18 protein-coding genes and 1 pseudogene are annotated in these 21288 nt (G+C 36.9%); 2 read left to right on the top strand and 17 right to left on the bottom strand.

Going from position 1 to position 21288, the window contains the following annotated elements:
- Positions 1 to 90 precede the first annotated feature (90 nt).
- The 15 genes from FRE64_RS03715 to FRE64_RS03780 all read right to left on the bottom strand — a co-directional run bounded on the left by FRE64_RS03715 (position 91) and on the right by FRE64_RS03780 (position 17287).
- Positions 91 to 1179, bottom strand: coding sequence for a hypothetical protein (locus FRE64_RS03715; protein ID WP_146294729.1), 1089 nt, complete (start codon positions 1177 to 1179; stop codon positions 91 to 93).
- 27 nt (positions 1180 to 1206) lie between these two features.
- Entirely contained in the window at positions 1207 to 2340 is a 1134-nt protein-coding gene (locus FRE64_RS03720) for a glycosyltransferase family 4 protein (protein WP_146294730.1), read from the bottom strand.
- A 47-nt stretch (positions 2341 to 2387) separates the two neighbouring features.
- Positions 2388 to 3242 (bottom strand): glycosyltransferase family 2 protein, encoded by an 855-nt coding sequence (locus FRE64_RS03725; protein WP_146294731.1) that lies wholly within the window; start codon positions 3240 to 3242, stop codon positions 2388 to 2390.
- A 70-nt stretch (positions 3243 to 3312) separates the two neighbouring features.
- A complete protein-coding gene (locus FRE64_RS03730) occupies positions 3313 to 4239 on the bottom strand; it encodes a glycosyltransferase family 2 protein (protein ID WP_222597854.1) in 927 nt (308 codons plus the stop codon).
- Between the two features lie 17 nt (positions 4240 to 4256).
- Positions 4257 to 5300, bottom strand: coding sequence for a polysaccharide pyruvyl transferase family protein (locus tag FRE64_RS03735; RefSeq protein WP_146294732.1), 1044 nt, complete (start codon positions 5298 to 5300; stop codon positions 4257 to 4259).
- Between the two features lie 171 nt (positions 5301 to 5471).
- Entirely contained in the window at positions 5472 to 5657 is a 186-nt protein-coding gene (locus FRE64_RS17390) for a hypothetical protein (protein WP_186708958.1), read from the bottom strand.
- Between the two features lie 74 nt (positions 5658 to 5731).
- Entirely contained in the window at positions 5732 to 6781 is a 1050-nt protein-coding gene (locus tag FRE64_RS03740; protein ID WP_146294733.1) for a glycosyltransferase family 17 protein, read from the bottom strand.
- Between the two features lie 38 nt (positions 6782 to 6819).
- On the bottom strand, positions 6820 to 7986 hold the full coding sequence (locus tag FRE64_RS03745) for a glycosyltransferase family 4 protein (protein WP_146294734.1): 1167 nt from the start codon (positions 7984 to 7986) through the stop codon (positions 6820 to 6822).
- A gap of 291 nt (positions 7987 to 8277) precedes the next feature.
- Positions 8278 to 9507, bottom strand: coding sequence for a glycosyltransferase (locus FRE64_RS03750; protein WP_146294735.1), 1230 nt, complete (start codon positions 9505 to 9507; stop codon positions 8278 to 8280).
- 56 nt (positions 9508 to 9563) lie between these two features.
- Positions 9564 to 11423, bottom strand: coding sequence for a heterocyst formation ABC transporter subunit HepA (gene hepA, locus FRE64_RS03755; protein WP_246140386.1), 1860 nt, complete (start codon positions 11421 to 11423; stop codon positions 9564 to 9566).
- Positions 11420 to 12049, bottom strand: a complete 630-nt coding sequence (hepC, locus tag FRE64_RS03760) for a heterocyst development glycosyltransferase HepC (RefSeq protein ID WP_186708961.1) — start codon at positions 12047 to 12049, stop codon at positions 11420 to 11422. Before hepC ends, hepA begins: the two co-directional genes overlap by 4 nt.
- 115 nt (positions 12050 to 12164) lie before the next feature.
- Positions 12165 to 14354: a GumC family protein gene (locus tag FRE64_RS03765; RefSeq protein ID WP_146294737.1), complete on the bottom strand. Its 2190-nt coding sequence runs from the start codon at positions 14352 to 14354 to the stop codon at positions 12165 to 12167.
- Between the two features lie 49 nt (positions 14355 to 14403).
- Complete coding sequence (locus tag FRE64_RS03770; RefSeq protein ID WP_222597855.1) at positions 14404 to 15465, bottom strand: glycosyltransferase; 1062 nt, start codon at positions 15463 to 15465, stop codon at positions 14404 to 14406.
- An 88-nt stretch (positions 15466 to 15553) separates the two neighbouring features.
- Positions 15554 to 16702, bottom strand: a complete 1149-nt coding sequence (locus FRE64_RS03775) for a glycosyltransferase family 4 protein (RefSeq protein ID WP_146294739.1) — start codon at positions 16700 to 16702, stop codon at positions 15554 to 15556.
- A gap of 189 nt (positions 16703 to 16891) precedes the next feature.
- Positions 16892 to 17287 carry a hypothetical protein gene (locus FRE64_RS03780; protein ID WP_146294740.1) on the bottom strand — a complete coding sequence of 132 codons (396 nt, stop codon included), beginning with the start codon at positions 17285 to 17287 and terminating at the stop codon, positions 16892 to 16894.
- A 349-nt stretch (positions 17288 to 17636) separates the two neighbouring features.
- On the opposite strand from FRE64_RS03780, the gene FRE64_RS03785 reads away from it, so the two are divergent.
- On the top strand, positions 17637 to 18965 hold the full coding sequence (locus FRE64_RS03785) for an NB-ARC domain-containing protein (RefSeq protein ID WP_146294741.1): 1329 nt from the start codon (positions 17637 to 17639) through the stop codon (positions 18963 to 18965).
- Between the two features lie 225 nt (positions 18966 to 19190).
- Positions 19191 to 20006: pseudogene (locus FRE64_RS03790) on the top strand (Photosystem Q(B) protein 1); the annotation flags it as partial.
- Positions 20007 to 20026: 20 nt separating this feature from the next.
- On the opposite strand, the gene FRE64_RS03795 reads toward FRE64_RS03790, so the two are convergent.
- Entirely contained in the window at positions 20027 to 20755 is a 729-nt protein-coding gene (locus FRE64_RS03795; protein ID WP_186708805.1) for an ISAzo13-like element transposase-related protein, read from the bottom strand.
- An 11-nt stretch (positions 20756 to 20766) separates the two neighbouring features.
- Entirely contained in the window at positions 20767 to 21228 is a 462-nt protein-coding gene (locus tag FRE64_RS03800; RefSeq protein ID WP_146294359.1) for a hypothetical protein, read from the bottom strand.
- Between the last annotated feature and the right edge of the window lie 60 nt (positions 21229 to 21288).

The raw sequence follows: 21288 nt of genomic DNA on the forward strand, positions 1-21288 counted from the left end.
ATATTTATTGGGTTGTTTTTTAAAACTAATTTTAACTATTAAAAAAGTAAATTATGCTTTATTATCCTTTGAAATTCTATTAATTTTTACTTAAAAGACTTCCCAGATCTTCAAAAGGTGAATAAAATGAGCAATAGGAAGAGGAAATTCTAATGTTGTTTGTCCTGACTTCCAATGAGCTTGTCTAATTCTATTTATTTTTGTTTGAAGTGAGCCTTCAAGATCATCTGCCTGAAGGATTAGAGGCGAATCATTACTAGTACAATCCATCATAGAAACTTCTTTTCTTTTAGGAAATTTTATTAAACGGAATAATTTTTTGTAGGCTTTATCTGCTTGACACTCTATTTGATCTAAATTACATTGGCTTTGTTCTTTAAAGTATTCTACAATTCCTGAAAAAAATAGGTCATTTGATTTGGAAGTGGGAGCAATTACGGATTCTGAAGCTATACCAGTATTAGGCATTATAATTCCATCATCATCTTGATATCCCTCAGCGCTAGGGAAATCGATGTTTAAAATATCTTCTATTAACAGAAAATAAGAAGAAATACATGAACGTGGATATTTATTATGTTTTAGGTCATCTGTGCTAATACCTAAAATATTTAAATCAGGAATATCTGGTTTATGTCTAGAGATTTTTCCAAAGTATAATCCTATCCATTGATATTGTGAGAAACTTCTCATTAACATTATTTGAATATTTCCTGACCATCCAGTATCAACTAAAATAATTTTTTCTTTTTTCTCTACAAGATTATCCAAGTATTTTTTAAGTTTAATATAGTGTTCTAAATAGTAATTTTTTACCAATTTAGTTTCTCTATATATTGTCTTGATATATTCTGGATTTGTTTTGATAGCATAATCGAAAACATAATCAAAATCACTATAGAAGCAAGATTTAGTACAAGCTAATCTAGAAATATAAAAATCCTTTTCAACAAGGCTGCATTTTAAGTTATTTAATTGGCGGTATAATTGATATAAATATCTTAATCTAAGTCCATCGCGAGCCATATATAATATGATATCAGTATCATGATTGTAATTATTGTGTATTTCTTTATGAAGAAGATGACAAAATTCATAAAATATCGGACCTAGGATATTTTTTGCAAAAGATGTCTTTTCCTGAGTTATTTTACTGTCTAATTGATTTAATGTTTTCATATTATTAAACTTGAGCATAATAACTATTTATTGGGTTGTCTTTTCAAATAAATCTAAATAATGCTGTGCCATAGTCTTCCAGCTATATTGTTCGGCTATGGTTCTAGCAGCTTTTCCCATTCGAGTCCTAAGATTAAGATTGTTACTTAGGGTAGTGAGGGCTTCGGTTAAAGCCGAAATGTTTTCCGAGTCTGATAAAACTAAACCGCAATCAGAGGTAACTAAATCAGCTGCCCCCACAGATTTGATTGTGATCACCGGTAAGCCACTTGCCATAGCCTCTAACACAACGAGTCCAAAGGGTTCATAGCGAGAAGGGAAGACAAAAAAGTTAGTAGCGCGCATAATTTGAGCAATATCTTGGCGATATCCAAGAAAATGCACTCGTTTTTCTAATCCCAATTCTGTTGCTAATTTAGGATAAGGACTGTCTTGGGTGTCGCCTACCACAGCCAGATGTAATTCCTCAGTAGGGATAAGGGCATGTAGGACCATTTCAAGATTTTTGCGAGAGGTGCGAATATCACCTACAAATAAAGCCAAAGGAACCTTTTCTGGAAGTTGCCAAACATGACGTGGTTCTGTTCCAGGTGAAAATTCATCAAGATCAACGCCGTTGGGAATGACTTTAATTTTTTCAGGGGGAAGCACGCTCAATTCTTCTTTTACTTTGTGTGATACAGCAATCACTGACTTGGCTCGGTGAAAGGCTTGTTTTTCCCAAAAAGCATTTAATTTTGTATATAACCATTGGTATAAACCGTAAAAGTTACGATGCTGTTTAGCAGTGTGATAGGGAGATCGCGCCCAAGCACTATGGACAAAGTGAACAGCATTCACATCGCCAGGAAACTGAGTAATTGCCCCATTCACCTTAATTAGATCAAATTTTTGATGATGTTGACGCAACCAACGGGTACTTTGCCAAGAAAAAATGAAATTGCGAAGCAATTCAGTTGGGAAATTGCTAACAGAAATTTTGACCCAATTAACTTCACTGTGCTGACTTAGAAAAGAATCAACAACACTAGCTAAAATAGTGACCTGATAACCACGGGCAATTGCTTCTTGGACAATTTCATAATTTACTCTTCCTTGGCCATCTCCTTTAATTACTTTATGAGTAACAATGCAGATATGGTTAGAACTATATTTTTTCATCAACTAAAATAGAGAGATTTGAAGTTTTATTTACATAATAATATTTTTTATATTAATTTATGAATATTAGATTTTTTTATAATTGGAATCCAAGAGAGAAATGAGCTTTTTCGCAAAAGATAAATTGTCATATGATTAATATATAAAAACAAGAAAAAAAACAATTTTAAGTAGTTAGGGGTTATATATTTATAACGTTTAATACCTACGTAAAGCCGAGCAGCTTCTGAATAAATCTGGCATTGAGTTAAATAATTAATATTTACTTTATAATCGAGCATTCCATTATTTTTTCTATTAAAAACTTTAAGATTTTGATCATGAATAATTTTATAGCCTTTCTTTAAGGCCCGAAGACAAAGTTCAGCATCTTCATAGCCAAAGAAAATATTTTCATCCCACTGTTCTTGATAAAAAAAGATTCTGGGAAAGACTGTTGCATGGATTACAACGGTTTCAGGGATTTCGCTAGACGTAAAATAGCCACGAAAAGTTAGTTTCCCAGGTTTTAGTTCATACCCATCTGGATATTGACTAATTCCTGAAATAATAACTCGATTTTTATCTTCTGAAGGCATTTGCTGATATTGCTCTAAAGCAGAAGCTATAAAATTAGGTTGTACACAAACATCATCGTCAATAAAGCATACTAAGTCAGTATTAGGTATAGCATTCACAGCATTATTACGATTAGGACAGACACCCCTTTGGGGACCAGTAAGATAAATAGTTCCAGGATATTTTTCAGTAATGCAACGATTTTGCTGTTGAACTTCCTGATTAGGTGAGTCATCAGAAACAATAACATGAGCAGGCTTAACCGTAGAATTCCAAAGGGCATTTAAACAAAGGTCTAGCTCCTTTGTCCGATTTCTAGTTGTAATGCAAGCAGATAGTTTCATCTCTTTTTAAAGATAGTTGCTGTTAACTTAATTAAATTAAATTGACTTTGTTTCCAAAAATTCGGAATAACTAAAAAACTAAGATTTTTGAGCCAAAATCGAATGAGATATTTTTTTTTTTTGCTTTGCTATAAAAGTGCCAATCTAAAATTAGTTTTGAAACTTCTATTCCTTCTGCGAAATCCCATTTTTTTTGTAGATAGTATTGAGTTCGCCGATAAGGTAAATTCCGTAATAAGCTCACTTTTTCAGGATATTGAATATATTTGAGAAAATTATTTAGATATTGATTTGTCATTTCAATTCCAGATTGTGATCGCTGCTGTTTTTCAACTGTCAAATTACTACTAGCATGATTATTAGAATCATGAATCCGATAATTTGCTAATGGATCATTTAATCCCACCACTTCCCCTAAAAAGGCAGTACAAAAAACCAGACAGCCGTCAGCACACAAACGCCACTTAACAGGATCAATTGGAAAAACTTTATTAAGGGCACTACGACGATAAGCTAACCCAGAAGTAGGAGGATAGTGCCAAGCATTCCCTGTTTTAAGAATAATTTTGGCTAAGTTATCATCTGGAATCCATCCATATTTACCGTGATTAATAATCTTGTCATCACTATCAATGACATTGAGAGGGTGCATTATACCAATAATGTCGGATTGACTCCTAAAAATATCGACAATCTTTTTTAATTTATTGGGTAGCCAAATATCATCGGCATCCAAAAAAGCGATAATTTCGCCACTTGATGCTTCAAAAGCGGTATTAAAAGCAGCCCCTTGTCCCTGATTTTCTTGAAAAATTGAGGTGATTTTATCAGGGGCTTTCTGGTGTAGTTGTTCAATTACTTGATAGCTATTATCAGTAGAACCATCATCAACAATGATAATTTCATAATTGCGATAAGTTTGATTAAGAACAGAATTAATTGTCGATTCAAGGTATTGAGCATAGTTGTAGTTAGAGACTAGAACAGAAACTTTCATGCTAAGAAAATCCTCTACTATTTTTGAGCTTTATTGACTAAGGGCGAAGAACTTTCAACCTCAAAGAAAGAATGATTTGCTATATCAAACTTAATTTGGTTAACCAAGGTCTCTAATCTCTCATCAATTGAAGAAATTACTTTATCACTACTTAGATAGGGTTGAGAATACGCAGCATATAATAAAGCTTTAGCGACTTTTTCTTTACTAATTAACCAGTTAGAAATCTTTGTTCTAGCACCAAAAATAATTTTTTTAGGTAGAGATCTCTGAGTTTTCATAATTGCTGAAGCTGGCCACAATGATGGTAAATCAATCGGTTGATAATTGAATCCAATTGAGCTACAGTGATCTACCCATTTAAAATCAAGAATGCATTCTAATGTTTTAACTGGAATCCAAGGAGTACGTAAAGCATCACTGACAATCGCACCATGAAGTGCATCAGTTACTAACACTTCTGCTAGATTAATTTTGTTAATTATCTCTATAGGAGATTCTCGTGGATCAATATAGGTAAAGCCAATACTATTACAGATGTTCTGCCAAGGGGAAAGCTGTGCTGATGATATATGAGGCATGAATGCTACTCCCTTTTTCTCCACAGACTGACTTGTGGGTATTATCTTTCTTAATAAATAAGCTCCATCTGCTACAGCTACTTTATTAGGAAGACCTAACACATGAGCTGATAAGGGTCCTCGTACCCAATAAAACCTTTTTGAGTCAGTATATTGTTCTTGTGGTGAGGCAATTGGTAACTTAAAGGATACTTTAGATTTGGCATACGGAAAATTTAACCCAAAACCGAATTGATTTTTCATCATCCCGTATCCACATCCTGTACCTGCAATTACAGCTTTATTTGAAGAAGTAAAACCTTGTAGGAGACTATTAGATAAATAACTTCCAATAGAAAGAAGGCTAATATCTGAAATTATCTTCTCAGGTCTTGTTTCTTCAGTTGTAATAATTTCTAAGTGATCGCCAAGCAATTGGCTCCAGATTAGAGGGTTTAGTTGATCTCCGAAATTAGGAAAATTTTGGTAAGCGAGTTTCATGGCAAAAAAAATTAATTTGTATAAACGTAAAACCTAGACTTTTGTCCAGCTTCTTCATGATTAGCATATCAATATCATATCGCCGAATTACTAATGCAGGTAGAAAGAATTGACTAAAGAAGACATAGTTTGAGTACTAAAAAAAGTATGTTCTTCGATATCTATTTTGATTTAGTCAACTAAAGCCTCTAATTTCTTATCAATTGAAGAAATTACTTGATCACTACTTAGATAGGGTTGAGAATACGCAGCATATAATAAAGCTTTAGCGACTTCTTCTTTACTAATTAACCAGTTAGAAATCTTTGTTCTAGCACCAAAAATATTTTTTTTAGGTAGAGATCTCGAAGTTTTCATTATATAGAAAAGAAAATTCTCTCGCTCTATTTCGTTACGGTTTACTTACTATGTATGGAATCCCCTTTTAACACCTAAGATTTATATGATTTATCTTTGTTAATTACTATTAACAAATTAAGCAATTGTTTAAGTCTAAAACGCAATCGGTATTTTAATAAAGTGCGATAACTAAAGTCACAAATGACAATTGGAAAAGATAAGAAAATACAAAATAATATAGGGTAATCATCAATTACTTTTACCAAAAAATTGGGTAAAAGACTTAAATAGCGAAGATGGACGTAGCTTCGATACACAACTGACAGGAAAAAATAATGATTTTTTGGAAATGAAAAAGCCTCAGGAAATTGAATCTTTAAACGTTCAAGCATTGGATCAAGTTCACTTTCTTTTAAGATATTCAAAAGGTATTTTCCTGTATAATCTACCCCAAATAAAATGCAATTTTCTAAATATTTGGTATTTCGATTTTTGGAATTATCCAACTCTGTATGACAAATTTCACTAAATTTCTTTTTAATGCTGTTGACTCCCCCTAAATAGGAAAGATGCCAGCCAGCGTTGGGAAATACAAGGTCAGTTCGTTCATTCCATGTTGCTTCTGGTTGCCCTAAAATGAAAGCCATATGTTTATCTTGTAGTTGATTACCTCGGCAAGCCATTGGTCCATCATCCCATTGCCTTGGCAGTTGCCAATTTGCAAAATAAATTGAATGGTTTAACAGGAGCCTTGTGGGCTGAGAAAGGTTTGATGAAAGCTCTTTAATGACACCACATTTAGGAATTTCATCTAAATCTCCTACAATAACTAAGTCATCAGGTTTAATATCAACTAAGCCTTTGAGAATGGCAGCATGTTGATATTTTTCTCTAGCCCAAGGAGAATCTGTTTCAGTGGGCATATCATCGACAACCACATGAATGATCTGGTTTTGAAATTCTTGATAACTCGATTTATTCTGGGCATAGTATAAAGGCTTTGGTTCTCCACGAAAAGTTGTTGTTGCTTCTACTAAAACGAAAAAGTCAACGCATTGACTCAACTCATTGAGCCGAAAAGATAACAACTCTAGTTCACAGTTAAAAAGGAAACAATCCCATACTTTAGACATATTTTTCACCAACTTAAATAATGTTTATTTATTGATAATAATTAACTTCAGGTGTTATAATTATTTGAGTTATATATTTTTTGTTTTTTAGCCAAGCCTTGCTTGTATAAGGTAATACTATGATGAGCAATACGAGACCAACTATAGTTTTGTGCTGTAGCATAAGCATTATCCCGTAGTTGTTTTAAGTAAGAAGAATCTGTAATTAGTTGCTTGATCGCGTTGATAATTGCGTGACTATCATAGGGAGGAACTAATAAACCATTTTCTCCATCTCTAATAATTTCTTTCGGTCCAGAAACATTAGTTGCAATGGGAGTTAAACCACAAGCCATTGCCTCAAGTAATACTAAACCTAATCCTTCAGAAAGAGACGGTAACAATTTAATTTGATGTCCTTGTAGCAGAGTGGGTAACGTATCATTAGAATAGTGAGGAATAACCTGAACCCGATCGCGCACTGCCTCATCAAAATCTTGATGAACCTGTGCTGGAGAACAGCCTGTGCCAAGAAAACTTACCTGAACTTGAGGATAGCGTTTCAAAATTGTATTTAAAGCGGGAACACCATAATTAATTCCTTTGCGAGGGATATAACTTCCTACTTGAACAATACTAATTTTTGACGGAGAAGATAGCGGGCTTGTCTCAAACTTTAAGCCTAAAAAAGATTCTGAGATTCCATTTGTCACAATATGAGTTTTTTCTCGTTTAATACTTAAATTTGTCACAGCATATTCTAAATCGTCGTGATTTAATAGAAAAACTAAATCTGCTCCTCGTAAGGAATTGGCTACTTCCCAAAGTCGAAATCCTCCATGATAGAACCTATATTTCCAACTTGAATGTTGCCTTCCTGTCTGCACTTCTTTGAGGAAAGCATGATGAACAGTATGTTCCAAACCATGACTTCGGGTAACTAAAAGGGGATGATTATTGTGTTGATAGGAACTTACTTTTCCCCAGAACCAAGCATCGCCAGTTGAAGCATCAATAATATCAATGGGAGTTGATAATTTGGATAAATAGTGAGCTAAAAAATAAGGAAAAATAACTGATTTAATTTTTCCTGATAAATAATGAGGTAAGTGATCAAAAGAATAGTAAAATACTTGATGTCCAAGTTTTTGATATTCTTGACCAAGCTGGAGGGTAGCACCAGGAGCACCAGTATTGGGATCTAGATGGTGATGAATCGTCAGTAATATTTTCATCAATGCAGTTGGGTTTTAATTGCAGGAAAGAAATAATTAATTATGGATAAATATCAGTTAAAACTTGTTGATAAAATTTAGGTACTTTTAAATAAGATTTATTAAAACTAAAATTTTCCATAAGAGAAGAATATCCATTTTCACTAATTTGTTTTGCTTTTTGATAATTTTGGGCTAGCAAATCAATCGATTCAGCTAAGTTTCAAGTATTAATGAATTAGTAGCTGAAAAAAACAGCTTCTTATAACTGAATTCTGATTGCTATATATGATTGGAGATATTTGCCATTTTTTAGTAATTATTAAGAGCCATTCTATAAATTTCTAAATGCCTTCTTAGGAAAATATTAGGTGCAAATTTATTTTCAACATCTTTTCGCGCTTGTTCGGCCATGCTTTCTAAATTAGAACAAGTAAGAGCCTGATGAAGCGCTTGATTTAAAGATTCTTGATTAGCTGTTTCTACCAAAATACCATTACGCCCAGTTTTAATAATTTCTGGTACACCACCAGTGGAAAAACCAACAATCACACAAGAGGCAGCCATTGCTTCTAGAACTGTGAGACCAAAAACCTCTTCTAGAGAGCAAAAGAGCATAATATCTGCAGCGAGATAAGTTTGGGCAATTTCCTTGGAGTTTTCAATATAGCCTATTTCTTTAATTTCTAGCCCTTTTAAGGAGGCTCTTAGCTCATCATCACAATGACCAACTATTAACACTAGGGGAGAAAAGTGTCGACAGCTTTGTAACGCGGCTATAGCATATTTGGCTCCTTTACGAGGATCTGCTAAGTAATGTGCTGAAATTACGACCACCTTTCGATGTTCAGGAATATCTAGAGCAATTTGGGCTTCTCGTTTGGTGGTATGTAAAAAGGGATCTAAATCAATACTATTAGGGATAATGACAGGTGGAATTTTAAACGATAAAGATAGACTAGCCTGTTGAGCTATCCAAGCACTGGGAAATATATATTGGATTTTAGCTTGTCGAGCTAGCCATCGCTTGATTTTATGGATTTCTTTGGAGTGATCGCGCAACCGATTTTTCCACGTCTTTTGGGGTAACTGAGGACATTGATAACACTGGCTAGCAAATTTTTCACAACCTTGGGGATATAAGCAACCTCCTGTAAAAGCTGAACAGTCGTGTACTGTAAAAAAAGTAGGCTTGCGTTGAGAAGTTAGGGCTAAAGTAAGAGGAGAAATGTGTTTATATAAATCATGAAAATGAATGATATCGTACTGATCAATAATATGGTTAAGGGTTAACCAGTATTCAGCCGGTAAGATTTCCCAAAGTCCAAACTTCTTGGTAGTCCTATGACTTAATTGACATAGTTTGCGTCTAAGGCCTTTTCCATACAGGCTTTTTTGAAAAGAGTGAGATTGCTGATCAAAAACGGCAATAAAGTGGTCTGTTGGATAGCCAGCTTTATTGAGCCAGATTGCCAAATCTTCAGCAACTTGGCTTGCCCCGCCTCCATTGCGATTTGCTTTACTGATTACTGCTATTTTCATTGGCTTTCCTGAACTATACCCTAAGATAATTCCACAGTTTTTGAAAGAGTCCTTGCTTAACCAAAGGACTGTACTTGATGATAAGACCAAAGCTTGCCTTGCCTTTGTAGCAACTCTTCATAATTTCCCTGTTCCACAATTTGCCCTTGTTCAAGCACCACAACTTGATCCGCGTGCTTAATTGTAGAAAGCCGATGAGCAATTGTAATTACCGTGCGACCAGTGGAAAGTTTTTCTAAAGACTCTTGAATGAGTTTTTCAGTAATCGAATCTAAAGCGCTGGTGGCTTCATCTAAAATTAGAATTTCAGGGTCTCGAAGCAAAGCCCGAGCAATGGCAATCCGTTGTCGTTGTCCCCCAGAAAGTCGTATGCCGCGATCGCCTAATAAGGTATCTAGTTGTTGAGGAAGTTCTTGAATAAACTGGGTAGCATTTGCCAATCTTGCTACTTCCCAAATGGCACCATCGTCAATCTCATTCACGCCATAAGCAATGTTATATCGGATGGTCTTATTAAAAAGAAAAGTATCCTGACTAACCACCGACATCTGACGGCGAAGAGAATTGATCTCAAAGTCTTGTAAATCCACGCCATCAATCAAAATCTGACCTTGTAGAGGATCGTAAAAACGCGGAATTAAATCAGCAAGGGTTGTTTTTCCCGCACCAGATGCGCCAACTAAAGCAGTCGTTTTCCCTTTTGGAATCAAGAGATTAATATTACGTAAAACGGGTTCTGTTTTGGTATAACCAAACTCGACACCAATAAATTCAATACCTTGTTGAAGCCCTTTAAATTGAAGGTAGCCATTTTTTTGATCACTTTTATTGGTACTTTTTAGTAGCTGTTTAATGTTGTCAATAGATCCTTGAAATTGGCTTAAAGCTCCCCGTGAGTTGTTAACCTCTGAGACTAACGGCATCATCCGAAAAAGCACAAACATAAAGGTTAACAAAGAAGCAGCTCGTAAGTCACCATCAACAATAAGTATGTTAAAGGCAACCACTACCATGCCTACTAAAATGGAGCTTGAGATCGCCTCAGCTAGGGGTTTAATCGAATTAGATACCAAAAACAGGGGATAATGTACCTTAATAACTTCTTGGCTCGCTTGGTAAAAGCGTCGCTCTTCAAACCCTTGATTAGCAGAAGCCCTAATGGTACGAATCCCATTAATAAATTCTATGATCACTGAAGTTAAGTTACCCTTAGCTTTAGGTAAAGCAAAACTTGCTTCTCGAACTCTAGCAATTAAGTTAGAAAGTCCCACTGAGAGTAAGGCAAATAGCATCAGGGCAATAATGGTTAATTGCCAAGAAAGCCAAAACATAGAAATAATATAGGCAATTAAGGTTGACCCCCGAGTCATTAAATGTGAAATCACACCAAAAGCATGCTGAAGTTGATCTACTTCACTGGTAATACTATTAATTAATTCTCCAGATCGCGTTTTGGCATAGTAGCTTAAGCTAAGGTCTTGTAGCTGATTAAATAGACGTTTGCGAATACTATCAGCTAAATAGAGTTGAGAAAGCTGGGAATAAAATTGTCCAAAATAGTTGAGAAGGGAGCGTAACCAAACTGCCAGTAAAATTAAAGCCCCTAAACGGTAAATTCTCACTTGGGCAGAAGCAGTAGTGGCTAGAACCCAGACATCAAGCCAGCGAATACCTGTTTCAATTGGGGGCTCATTAGGGCTAGTTAATCCCTGTAAAAAAGAGGCAATTAACCCCACAGTGGCTCCCTCAAAAAAAGCACTCAATAATGTCAGCGCGATCGCGCCGAAAGCAATTTTGGGAAAATACTTAAATTCTCGCAGGATTAAAAAGTTTTCTTGCCAAAAGTGAGTAGCCAGAATCCAACGACGAGAGAAATTACCCAAGCGAGAAGTAATGATCTTTGCTTTTAATATCAAGTTAACGCCTCCTCTAAAGAATTGGGACAACTTCCCATTAATTTCATGTCTCCTTTAATGACATTCCAAAATTGTGGCAAATTAGCTAAACCAGTTTTTTCTAACCAGAAATCTAATCCTTTTCTGCCAGTAGAAAGAGTTGCTTTTTGAAATAACAGCCCTCTCTCATTGACACACCATTGTTGGGTTAACCCAAAATTACCAGTAAATACTTTCAACAAGATTATGAGTAGTAATAAACAAGGAGCCATTAAGAAAAATAAATTCACAGCCAATAACCAATTAAAAGCCCGATTGACTCCGAAATGAGGTTGATTTTTTTGCTTAGTAGAAGGAATGCGTATCCAGACTTCCTTCTTAGTTGATCGCGCGATCGCCGCCCAGATTAAAATTGCCCTTTTTCCTAAGTTAGCATCTAAATAAATTTTCTTAACTGCAGAACATTGCAAACAGTTACGCAACCAAGTCTCATTACTCAATGCTGGTAACATTAAATTCTCTTCTCTTGCTGATTTGACCCAAAGCTGTTTCCCTCGCCATCGTAAATAACAACAACCCCAAGCTAATTCCCCATTCTTTTGATCGAAAGTTGCCTCAGAAGGATTTGTCGGTACGGTGACAACCATTGACGTTTTGAGTAAGATTGATGAAGAAAATGTCATGAATAAAAATCCTCACATTAGAAATACATTGAAAATGAAGACACCTCGTTAATCATTAGTCCTCGGTGGCAAATTGCAATTAACTAGATTCGGAAAAAGAGGTGGATAAATCAGCACTGGTCAACATAGGAGTTGAATAAGCCCGAGAATTCTGATCTTCCCCACCATTGGCAATCACCCCAATTAAGTTGAAATTTCCAAGAAGAGTAATTGCTCTTTGTAATTCCATTTGATTAATTTTGGCAATACGACTTACTAAGATCGTGGCTTCTGTACTCGCGGCTACTGGAATCGCATCTGCAATTCCTAATACTGCAGGAACATCCACTAAAATTAAGTCATAAACTTGTTCATATCGTTTAATCAACTGTTTCATTCTTGGAGAACTCAAGAACTTCACCGGATCATCAATACCAGATCCTGCCGTCAACACATCAATATGAGAATCCACAACAGTAACTCTCTGAATAAGAGGTAACTCTACTTCTCCCTTGAGAAAGTCATTTAAGCCCTGTTCATTGGAGAGTTCTAGAATTTCATGGAGTAATGGTTCTCTGAAATTACTATCAATGACTAAAACTCGTTGATGTAGGCGTGATGCGCTTAGGGCTAAACCAATGGTTAAGGTAGATTTTCCCTCTTTCATCAAAGCAGAAGTGACTGTAATTGATTTTGGTCGAGGGGAACCACTGAGTAAATAAATGTTTTGATTAATGACATCTAACGCCTCCCGAAAAGGTTGCCATTGGAAAATGGCTGGATTAAATTTGTTAGGGGAATGGAGAGATAAATTCAGAGAAAATTCATGCCTTGAAGAAGGCTTCCACTTTGGAACTACGCCGAGTAAAGGAAATAAAGCATTCTGTTGTAATTGTTCTGAAGAATAAATGGCATTATCTAAGAGTTCTCGTAGAGCGACTACAATCCCACTTAGAAATAAGGCAGCAACCCCTGCTAATAATAAACTTTCTTGTTGCGTTGGTCCCACGGGGCTTCCTGTTAATGGCGCTTCTACTACCTCCCAATTAAAACCACCGCGGTTAAGTTCAATCCCTAGCTCTTGTCGAGCCGTTAAAAGTTGTTGTAACGTGGCACGTTGCACTTCTATTTCTTGTTGTAGTCTGTCATGCTCCTCCAATAGAGTAGGAAATTGAGCTAACTGCGAGCGTAACTGATCTTCTGCTTGGCTTAGCTGTTCTTGTTGAGCTGATAAGTTAGCTAGTTCTCCTTCTAGTAAGACTAGATCGCCAATTAAGCCTAACTCAGTTCCCCCAAGTTGTTCGGCAGGATTAATCCCTGTGTTAGAAGTGAGTAATCTTGCTTTTTCTGCTTCTAACTGTTTGGAGAGTTCTTCTTCTTTTTCTAATAAGACTTGCACGGTAGGATTATTATCAGTAAAGCGAGTACGCTCTTCAATTAAGTCTTCTCGATTGGCTTGAATTTGATCGAGTAATCGTTGATAAAGGGTTGATTCACTTAAACGGGCTGCATTAATCGCCTCAGTTGTAGAACGTCCTACCTGTCCTTGGAGAATATTATAGCGAGCTAATGTTCCTTGATAAGTTGCTCTGACTTGTTCTTGATTTTCTTCAATTGCATCGAGTCGAGCGGATAAAGCCTGTGCTGTTTGTTCAGGAGCAATTAAGTTATTTTGTTGACGAAATGCTTTTAAGTTATCCTCCATTTCCCTTAAGTTTTCTCGCGTGATCGTAATCTGCTCATTCGTAAAACTAAGCCCTTGCGTTAACCGTTGCTCTTGTTGTTCTAAGTTATACTCTTGATACACTTCTAACATTACTGCCAAAACGTCTTGGGTTTTTATGGGATCATCATCGATATATTCGGCTTGAAATAACTTAGTAACCTCATTATCTTCTTCCACTCGTTCTAGTGCTAAACTATTGCGAATACTAGAGATAGTTAAATCAGGATAATCATCTTGTAAACGTTCAACTGCTTCTTGTAATAATCCCGAACTTCGCATCAAATTAAGTTGTGTATAGTAATCAACTTCAAGAGTATTTTCGGTTAAATTAGAAAATTCTCTTTGATTGGGATCAATTTGATAGTTGGGTTCTACTAAAATTTTGATACTGCTTTGATAAGTTGGTTTTCTTTGCAATGCTAACCATCCAGATGCAGAAAATATAATTAAAAATGTAACAACAAACCAGTAACGTCTCCGCCAAAACATTCCAAAGACTTGACCGTAACCAAAATCATCACGTTCTGAATAGTAGTTATTTGTGTCTGTTTTTGAAGTCATCATAGTTTTCAATTAAGTGATAGCTAGTTAGATTAAGTGTTTATTGTTAATATTAAACAAGTTTTATTTGATTTAAATTCAATTTTAATTTTTCATTAAGATTCATTTGAGCCTCTAAAATTTTCATAATTTTTTCAAAAAATACTTTTTCTGAAAAGTTGCTTAGAGCATGTTCTCTAATGTTTTGATAATCCCAAGAATGGGATGCAGCTTGGCAAAGTGCTTTATATAAAGCATCAGGGGTTTGTTGCTTAAATAGAAGACCTGTATATTCATGAATTTGTGTATCTAAAATGCCACCAGCACCATAAGCAATAACAGGAGTTCCACTTAAGTTTGCTTCAATGGGAACTAAGCCATAATCTTCTAGCGCTGCCACAATGACTCCTTGTGCCTTTGACATGAAAAATTTTCGTAATTCATCATTGACAAACCCTAAAAATTTAATATTGTCTAAGGCTTTTTTCTCTAAATAAGCTCGCTCAGGTCCATCGCCAATTATGAGCAATGGCCATCCTAACCAATTAAAAGTCTCAACGATAATGTCAATGCGTTTATAACTAATTAATCGAGAAGAGACTAAATAGTATGGTTCTTTTTGATCAGAAAATATAAAGTTATTGGTATCAACTGGATAATTAACAACCAATGCATCGCGCTTGTAAATATTTTGAATACGTTTAGCCACAGTCGTTGAATTGGCAATATAAATATTCGGTTCTTGTGCATAGCGAAAGTCTTGTTGTTTAAGAGTGTTAAAAATTGAATTTAAAAGGGGAGCAAAAGAACGGTAATTGTGATACTCTTGCAAATAAAATTGTGTATTCCAAATAAAGCGAGTTACATTGTGACAAAAGCAAACATGAATTGCATCTTCTCTTTTTTTTACTGCCTTGGCGAAACTCGAAGTGCTACTAATAATTAAGTCATATTGCCTTAAATCAAGGCTTCTAAAAGCAGGAAAATATAAAGGAGCAAATAAACGAAAATATCGCTTAGAAAAGGGGACAGTTTGTAAAAACGTTGTGTAAATCTTTCGCTCATTTAAAGAAATTGTCTGCTTTGGGTCATAAACAGAGGTAAAAATATCCGCTTGGGGAAAGTATCGACACAACAGTTCAAAGACGCGTTCTGCGCCCCCCCGTTGTGTGAGGTAATCATGGACTAACGCGATTTTTAGCATAGTTATTTCCGATTGATAATTAAGTTAAAACTTTCTCTAAAACAGCATTGAAATTGTTCAGAGATTGCGTTAAAGAAAACTTTTGTTGTGCTTGTATCGCTCCTTGTTTAGCAATCTGGGAAGATAAAGCGCGATCGCGCAGTAGGGTTTGAATAATTCGGGTTAGGGCTTCAACATTCCCAGGAGGAAATAAATAGCCATTGTAACCATCCTCAATCAGTTCTATTGCCCCCCCATTCGCCGCTGCAATAATTGGTGTTCCAGCGAATTGAGCTTCGATAATGGTTCTGCCAAAGGGTTCTGGCGCAGTAGAAGGATTGACAATTACATCACACGCTTGCATTAAACTGGGAATATCATGGCGAAATCCCAGCCAATGCACTCGCCCAGCTAGTTCAGGTAAATCACTGAGTGCTTTGAGTTTTGCCACATACTCTGTTTCTCCAAATAAAGCGTCCCCCACCATCAACACATGAACCCCAGTTAGCTTTCGCAAAGCCTCTAATAAAATATGCTGTCCTTTCCAATAAGATAAGCGACTAAATATTCCCACAAGAGGGGCATTGCCAATTCCAAGTTCATTTCTTAAATTGTCAAGGTTTAGAGGTTGTTGAAAGCGATGAGGAGAAATTCCGTCGTAAACCACATTGACTAACGCTGAGTTTCCACCGAGTTCGACAAAAGCCTTCCCTGTAGCTTGGGAGTTGACAATGACTTGACAGGCAAAATAATTGGCTAAAGTGACTGCCACTCGACAATTAATCCAACTAAAGTGGTCAGCGGTTAAAATATCACGTAAGTGCCAAATAACAGGAGGAGAACCTCTGAGCCTTGCTAAGGCAGCAATGATAAATGCCTTTTGAGAATTAGCATGGATGAGTTGGAACGATCGCGCGATCGCGCTCACTTTGCCTGCTAGCTCCCATAATGCCGACACAGCTTGCAAACTCTTCCAATTAGAAGTTGCCCGAATGGATAAAACTGACTCGGATGCCGGAAGGACTTGAACCTTGATGCCGATTTTACATAATTTTTCGGTTAATTCCCCGTCACTTAAAAGCAATACCTCACTAGATTCTTGATAAGCCTCAGCGAGATCCAATAAACACAGTTCTCCCCCTCCTAATACTGCAGAATGGTTGAGAAAAAGAATACGAGGTTGTTTCATCAAGATTAATGTCCTAACTGGATAAAATTTAATCGTCATTCAGACACACTTGTCCTATGTCTTAGCGTGATTCAAGTGCACTCATGGTGTCTTCTCAAATAACGCTCGATGGTAATACCACCGCCAAAAAATCAATATTTAGGAATCTATAAGAACGAATTGAAACAGAGATATAGTTAGCTTGCTACGTTAAGAAACAAATACTCCTCGACTTGCCCGATAACTATATTCACTCACCGAAGGATTCGGATGATCAGGGTTAATCAAATTAGTTGTTTGTTGCCAATGATGAGGTTGAGCAATAAGGGTTTTAATCTGACGATTTTCTCGCTGAGAAACCAGCAACCACATTTTTCCGTCATCGCCACAGAAAAACTCTTCTAACCACGTGTTAGTATCTAAGTATGCTCCTTTTCCCGCTAGCAATTTTGCTTTTTTACTTGAAACTCCCAAATTTTCTTTAATCTTAGCGGCATCTTTGTAAACCATATGATACTTTTCGCTACCACAACGCCAGAGTCTTTCTTGACAGTAAGGGCAATAGAACTTAGATGTCTTTTTGTAACGACTGCGTTTATTCGGCATAATACACTTCCTCACATCAGGGTTGCCTTCAGTAAAACCTCTGCTTTGGTATTTGGTCTCTTAAGAAATTAAGGTTTATTACTTAAGTAATATCCTATAGGTTTTTTATCAATGGTGCAGTGATTAAATGGTGAGGGAAAAGTTATAGAAAAGTAATCAAGGGAATATGATGCCTACTTAGTGGGGATTTTGAAGATTTTAGTCTTTATAAAGTTCTCAATAAAAGTAACTAGGATCAAGCAAATTAACTTAACTGTAAAACATGATTCAGTAATTCCTGTCAAGTATTAATTACAATATCTATAACCCCTTAAGGTAATACTTAGTTCTTTAGACTACATGACTAACTATGAATATAGATCAAGCTTTACTGGTGGTAGAGGAAGCGATTAAACCTAATTACTTAAATCGAACACAAGAGTTAGTCCTTCGTCATACCCTTGCCGGCAAAACCTATTCAGAAATCGCCACCGAACATAACTATGATATGGAATATATTAAATATGTGGGCTGTGAGCTATGGCGACTCCTATCTAAGTCATTTGGAGAACCTGTCAATAAAAGTAATTTCCCAAATTACATTAAGCATTGCGTTCGTAACAATGCAGATCACTCGAAAAATATAGAACATCAGAGTCAGCTAACGGAGTCCGATAGTGGATTCTATTTTGATTGGGGAACTGCCCCAGATGTCTCCAACTTTAAGGGACGAACAGAGGAACTCGAACAACTGAAAAAATGGACTTTAGACAAAGATTGTCATTTAGTTTCTCTACTTGGGCCAGTGGGAATTGGTAAAACGGCTTTGGCTACGTCCTTTGGAGAACAATATAGAGAGCATTTCCAGTTCATTTTGTGGCGCTCTCTCCATAACCCACTTCCACTAGGAAAATTTCTTAATTCTCTTCTCAACACCCTCCCCATGGAAAAAGGGGGAATCCCTGAGATGACTATTGAGGATAAGATGTTGCAACTTTTAAATTTTCTCCGTCAACATCGTTGCTTATTGATTTTAGATGGATGGGAAACCTTATTAGAAGCAGGAATTTCACCGAGTCACTATTATCCTTCTTACCAAGAATATGATCGGTTTTTGCAGTTGCTGGCTAGCAGTCGGCATCAAAGCCTTGTTCTTGTTACGAGTTCACAGAAGCCCTTTGGTTTGGGACCTTATGAGGAAGACACGGCTCAGACAATGATCTTAAACGGATTATCTAGTGCGACCTTACAAGAAATTTTTCGTCCATCCTTTCCAAATTGGGAATCTGATGAAGATTGGCAATTGTTATTTGAGCGTTATAGCTATAACCCAAAACTGATCAAAACAGTCATCACCACGATCCAAGAAGTTTTTCACGGAAATTGGGCGGTAATCAGAGATTCTAACTTTATCTGTCAAGAGATCCATCTCTTTTTAAAGTCAGAGTTTGAACGCTTACCCAAGTTAGAGAAAGAAATTTTGTGTTGGTTATTAATTGATCGCTTTGTCGGTACTAGTACGCAATTAAGGAGTAACCTAGTTCAATCAGCTTCCTATACCCGTTTTTTAGAAGCATTGGTTTGTTTGCAACAGCGAGGTTGGATTGAGAAGAATGAGGATTGCTATGTGCTGAAATTTGTATCAATCAATTTTTTAACTTATCAAGTGGTTAAGAGTTTTATTGGTGAAAAAGGGTGACACTGCCATGAAAAGCCGACTATAAGCCTCTTTTGTCACTCTTAGATTATTCGACGAGCTTCTCCCATTACAGCCAACGGAGGAAAATCAGGGTTTGACCCCAGTTTGATCAAAGGGGAAGAGTCTCAGATATTTTTATTTGACTAATCAACTATTTAGTTATATAGTAGAAATGTGTCGAAATTAAGGCACTAAATTTGGTAGTGGATTTGATGGATTCAAGTTATGACGGTAACTTTACAACAAGAAAATCAAAACCTTTGGGAGCGGTTTTGTCAGTGGGTAACCAGCACTGAAAACCGTCTTTACATCGGCTGGTTCGGAATTTTGATGATTCCCACCCTTTTAACAGCGACAACTTGCTTTATCATTGCCTTTATCGCTGCTCCGCCTGTAGATATCGACGGTATTCGGGAACCTGTAGCTGGTTCGCTTCTGTATGGCAATAACATTATCAGTGCTGCGGTAGTGCCAAGTTCTAATGCCATTGGGTTACACTTGTATCCAATTTGGGAAGCTAGTAACCTAGATGAATGGCTCTACAATGGTGGTCCTTATCAACTCATTGTCTTTCATTTCCTGATTGGAATTTTTGCTTATTTAGGACGGGAGTGGGAACTTTCCTATCGTCTGGGAATGCGTCCTTGGATTGCTGTTGCCTTCTCTGCTCCCGTTGCTGCTGCTACTGCGGTATTATTCATTTATTCAGTTGGACAAGGGAGTTTCTCTGATGGAATGCCTTTAGGTATTAGTGGAACTTTCAATTTTATGTTCGTGTTACAAGCTGAACATAATGTTTTAATGCACCCTTTCCATATGCTAGGTGTTGCTGGAGTTTTTGGTGGTGCGCTTTTTGCTGCCATGCACGGTTCTCTCGTCACTTCCAGCTTAGTGCGTGAGACTACTGAAAACGAAAGCCAAAACAATGGCTATAAATTTGGACAAGAGGAAGAAACTTATAACATTGTTGCTGCTCATGGCTACTTTGGTCGCTTAATTTTCCAATATGCTAGCTTCAACAACAGTCGTAGTTTGGGATTTGCAATAAAAAAGGATACCCATCAGAACGAACCAACAGTAACTGACCATTTGGGCAAAGATTCTGAAGGATGCCAATCAACTCGATAGTCTGCTAAAGACTCAGGGTCAACTTTGACACCAGTTTGATAAAGCTTAGTGACATGGTGAACCACAGGCTGAGAACCTTTCCAACTCATCTTACTTGCCCATCTCAGAGCCGTGTCAATAGAGTCCAGAATCGCTCCGTTCCAGAATTGTTCAAGGGCAGCCCAACAACGCTCAATGGGATTGTATTTACTATGATAGGGAGGATAGTAAATTAAGCGAATCTGGAGCTGGTAATGACGAGAAAATTCTACAATCCTTTTGATGAACTGAGTGCGATTGGAACGGGTAGCACTGCCGCCATCCAAGTTAATGGCTAAGGTGTTAACCTCGGGAAAGTTTCCTTGATTGCTTTTCCACCAGTGCTCTAGACAATCAACAATGAAATCTGAGGTTTCAGGGGACTCACTCATGTAAAGAGCTAAGTTGTCTGTACGGAGGTTAAGAATCCCAAAGGGAAGTAGAGTCGTGTGCCATTGAGTATCATGGTCATCGGCTTGAGGGGGAGCTTGGCGACGGTCTTTCCCACCCCGTGAGAGGTTTCCTAGTTTGACTTTGGCTTTCGAGTCAATTGAGATGCGTAAGACGGTTGGGTCATCATCGGCCGCTTGATTAGCTGTTGCCACTTGTTCAAAAATAGCATCAGTTTCAGGGATTTTCTTCAATGGCTTGGTTTTTAAGGTTTTTTTAAACGGTAGCCGAGGCGATTTAACATTGCTCCAATTGTTTGTCGGGTTGGTAATTGTTCATCGCTGTATCCTTTTTCCCTAATCAGAGCATTTCTCACCGCTTGAGCACTCATGCGGCTATACTGAAATGTGGTTTGGAATTTTGGGTCGGCTTGAGATTGTTCCTCTACTAGGTCGCGAATCTCCTTTCCTAAATTGGGCAAGTTTTCTTCGCTTTTTTTCCGACCCCGCTCCTGATACTTGTCCTGATAGGAGATTCCCCTTTCCAGATGGTCAAGACCTCTTTGAACACACACTCTCCCCCAACCCATTTGCCTTTCTGTCCGACGGGCTGAACCTTGAAAGTAGTCAAGGCACACCTGAGCGACAAACACTCGTTTTTTCTCTCCTGTTAATTTTCTCGCTGCATCTTTAAGAGTTCTTTTGAACTGTTCGTTTAACTCTTGCATCCTCTTTTTACCAATATCATCTCTTCTAGTTTCTTGGGTAATTCATTTTTTCGCAAGTCC

The organism is Euhalothece natronophila Z-M001 (assembly GCF_007904085.1).
Lineage (GTDB): Bacteria > Cyanobacteriota > Cyanobacteriia > Cyanobacteriales > Rubidibacteraceae > Halothece > Halothece natronophila.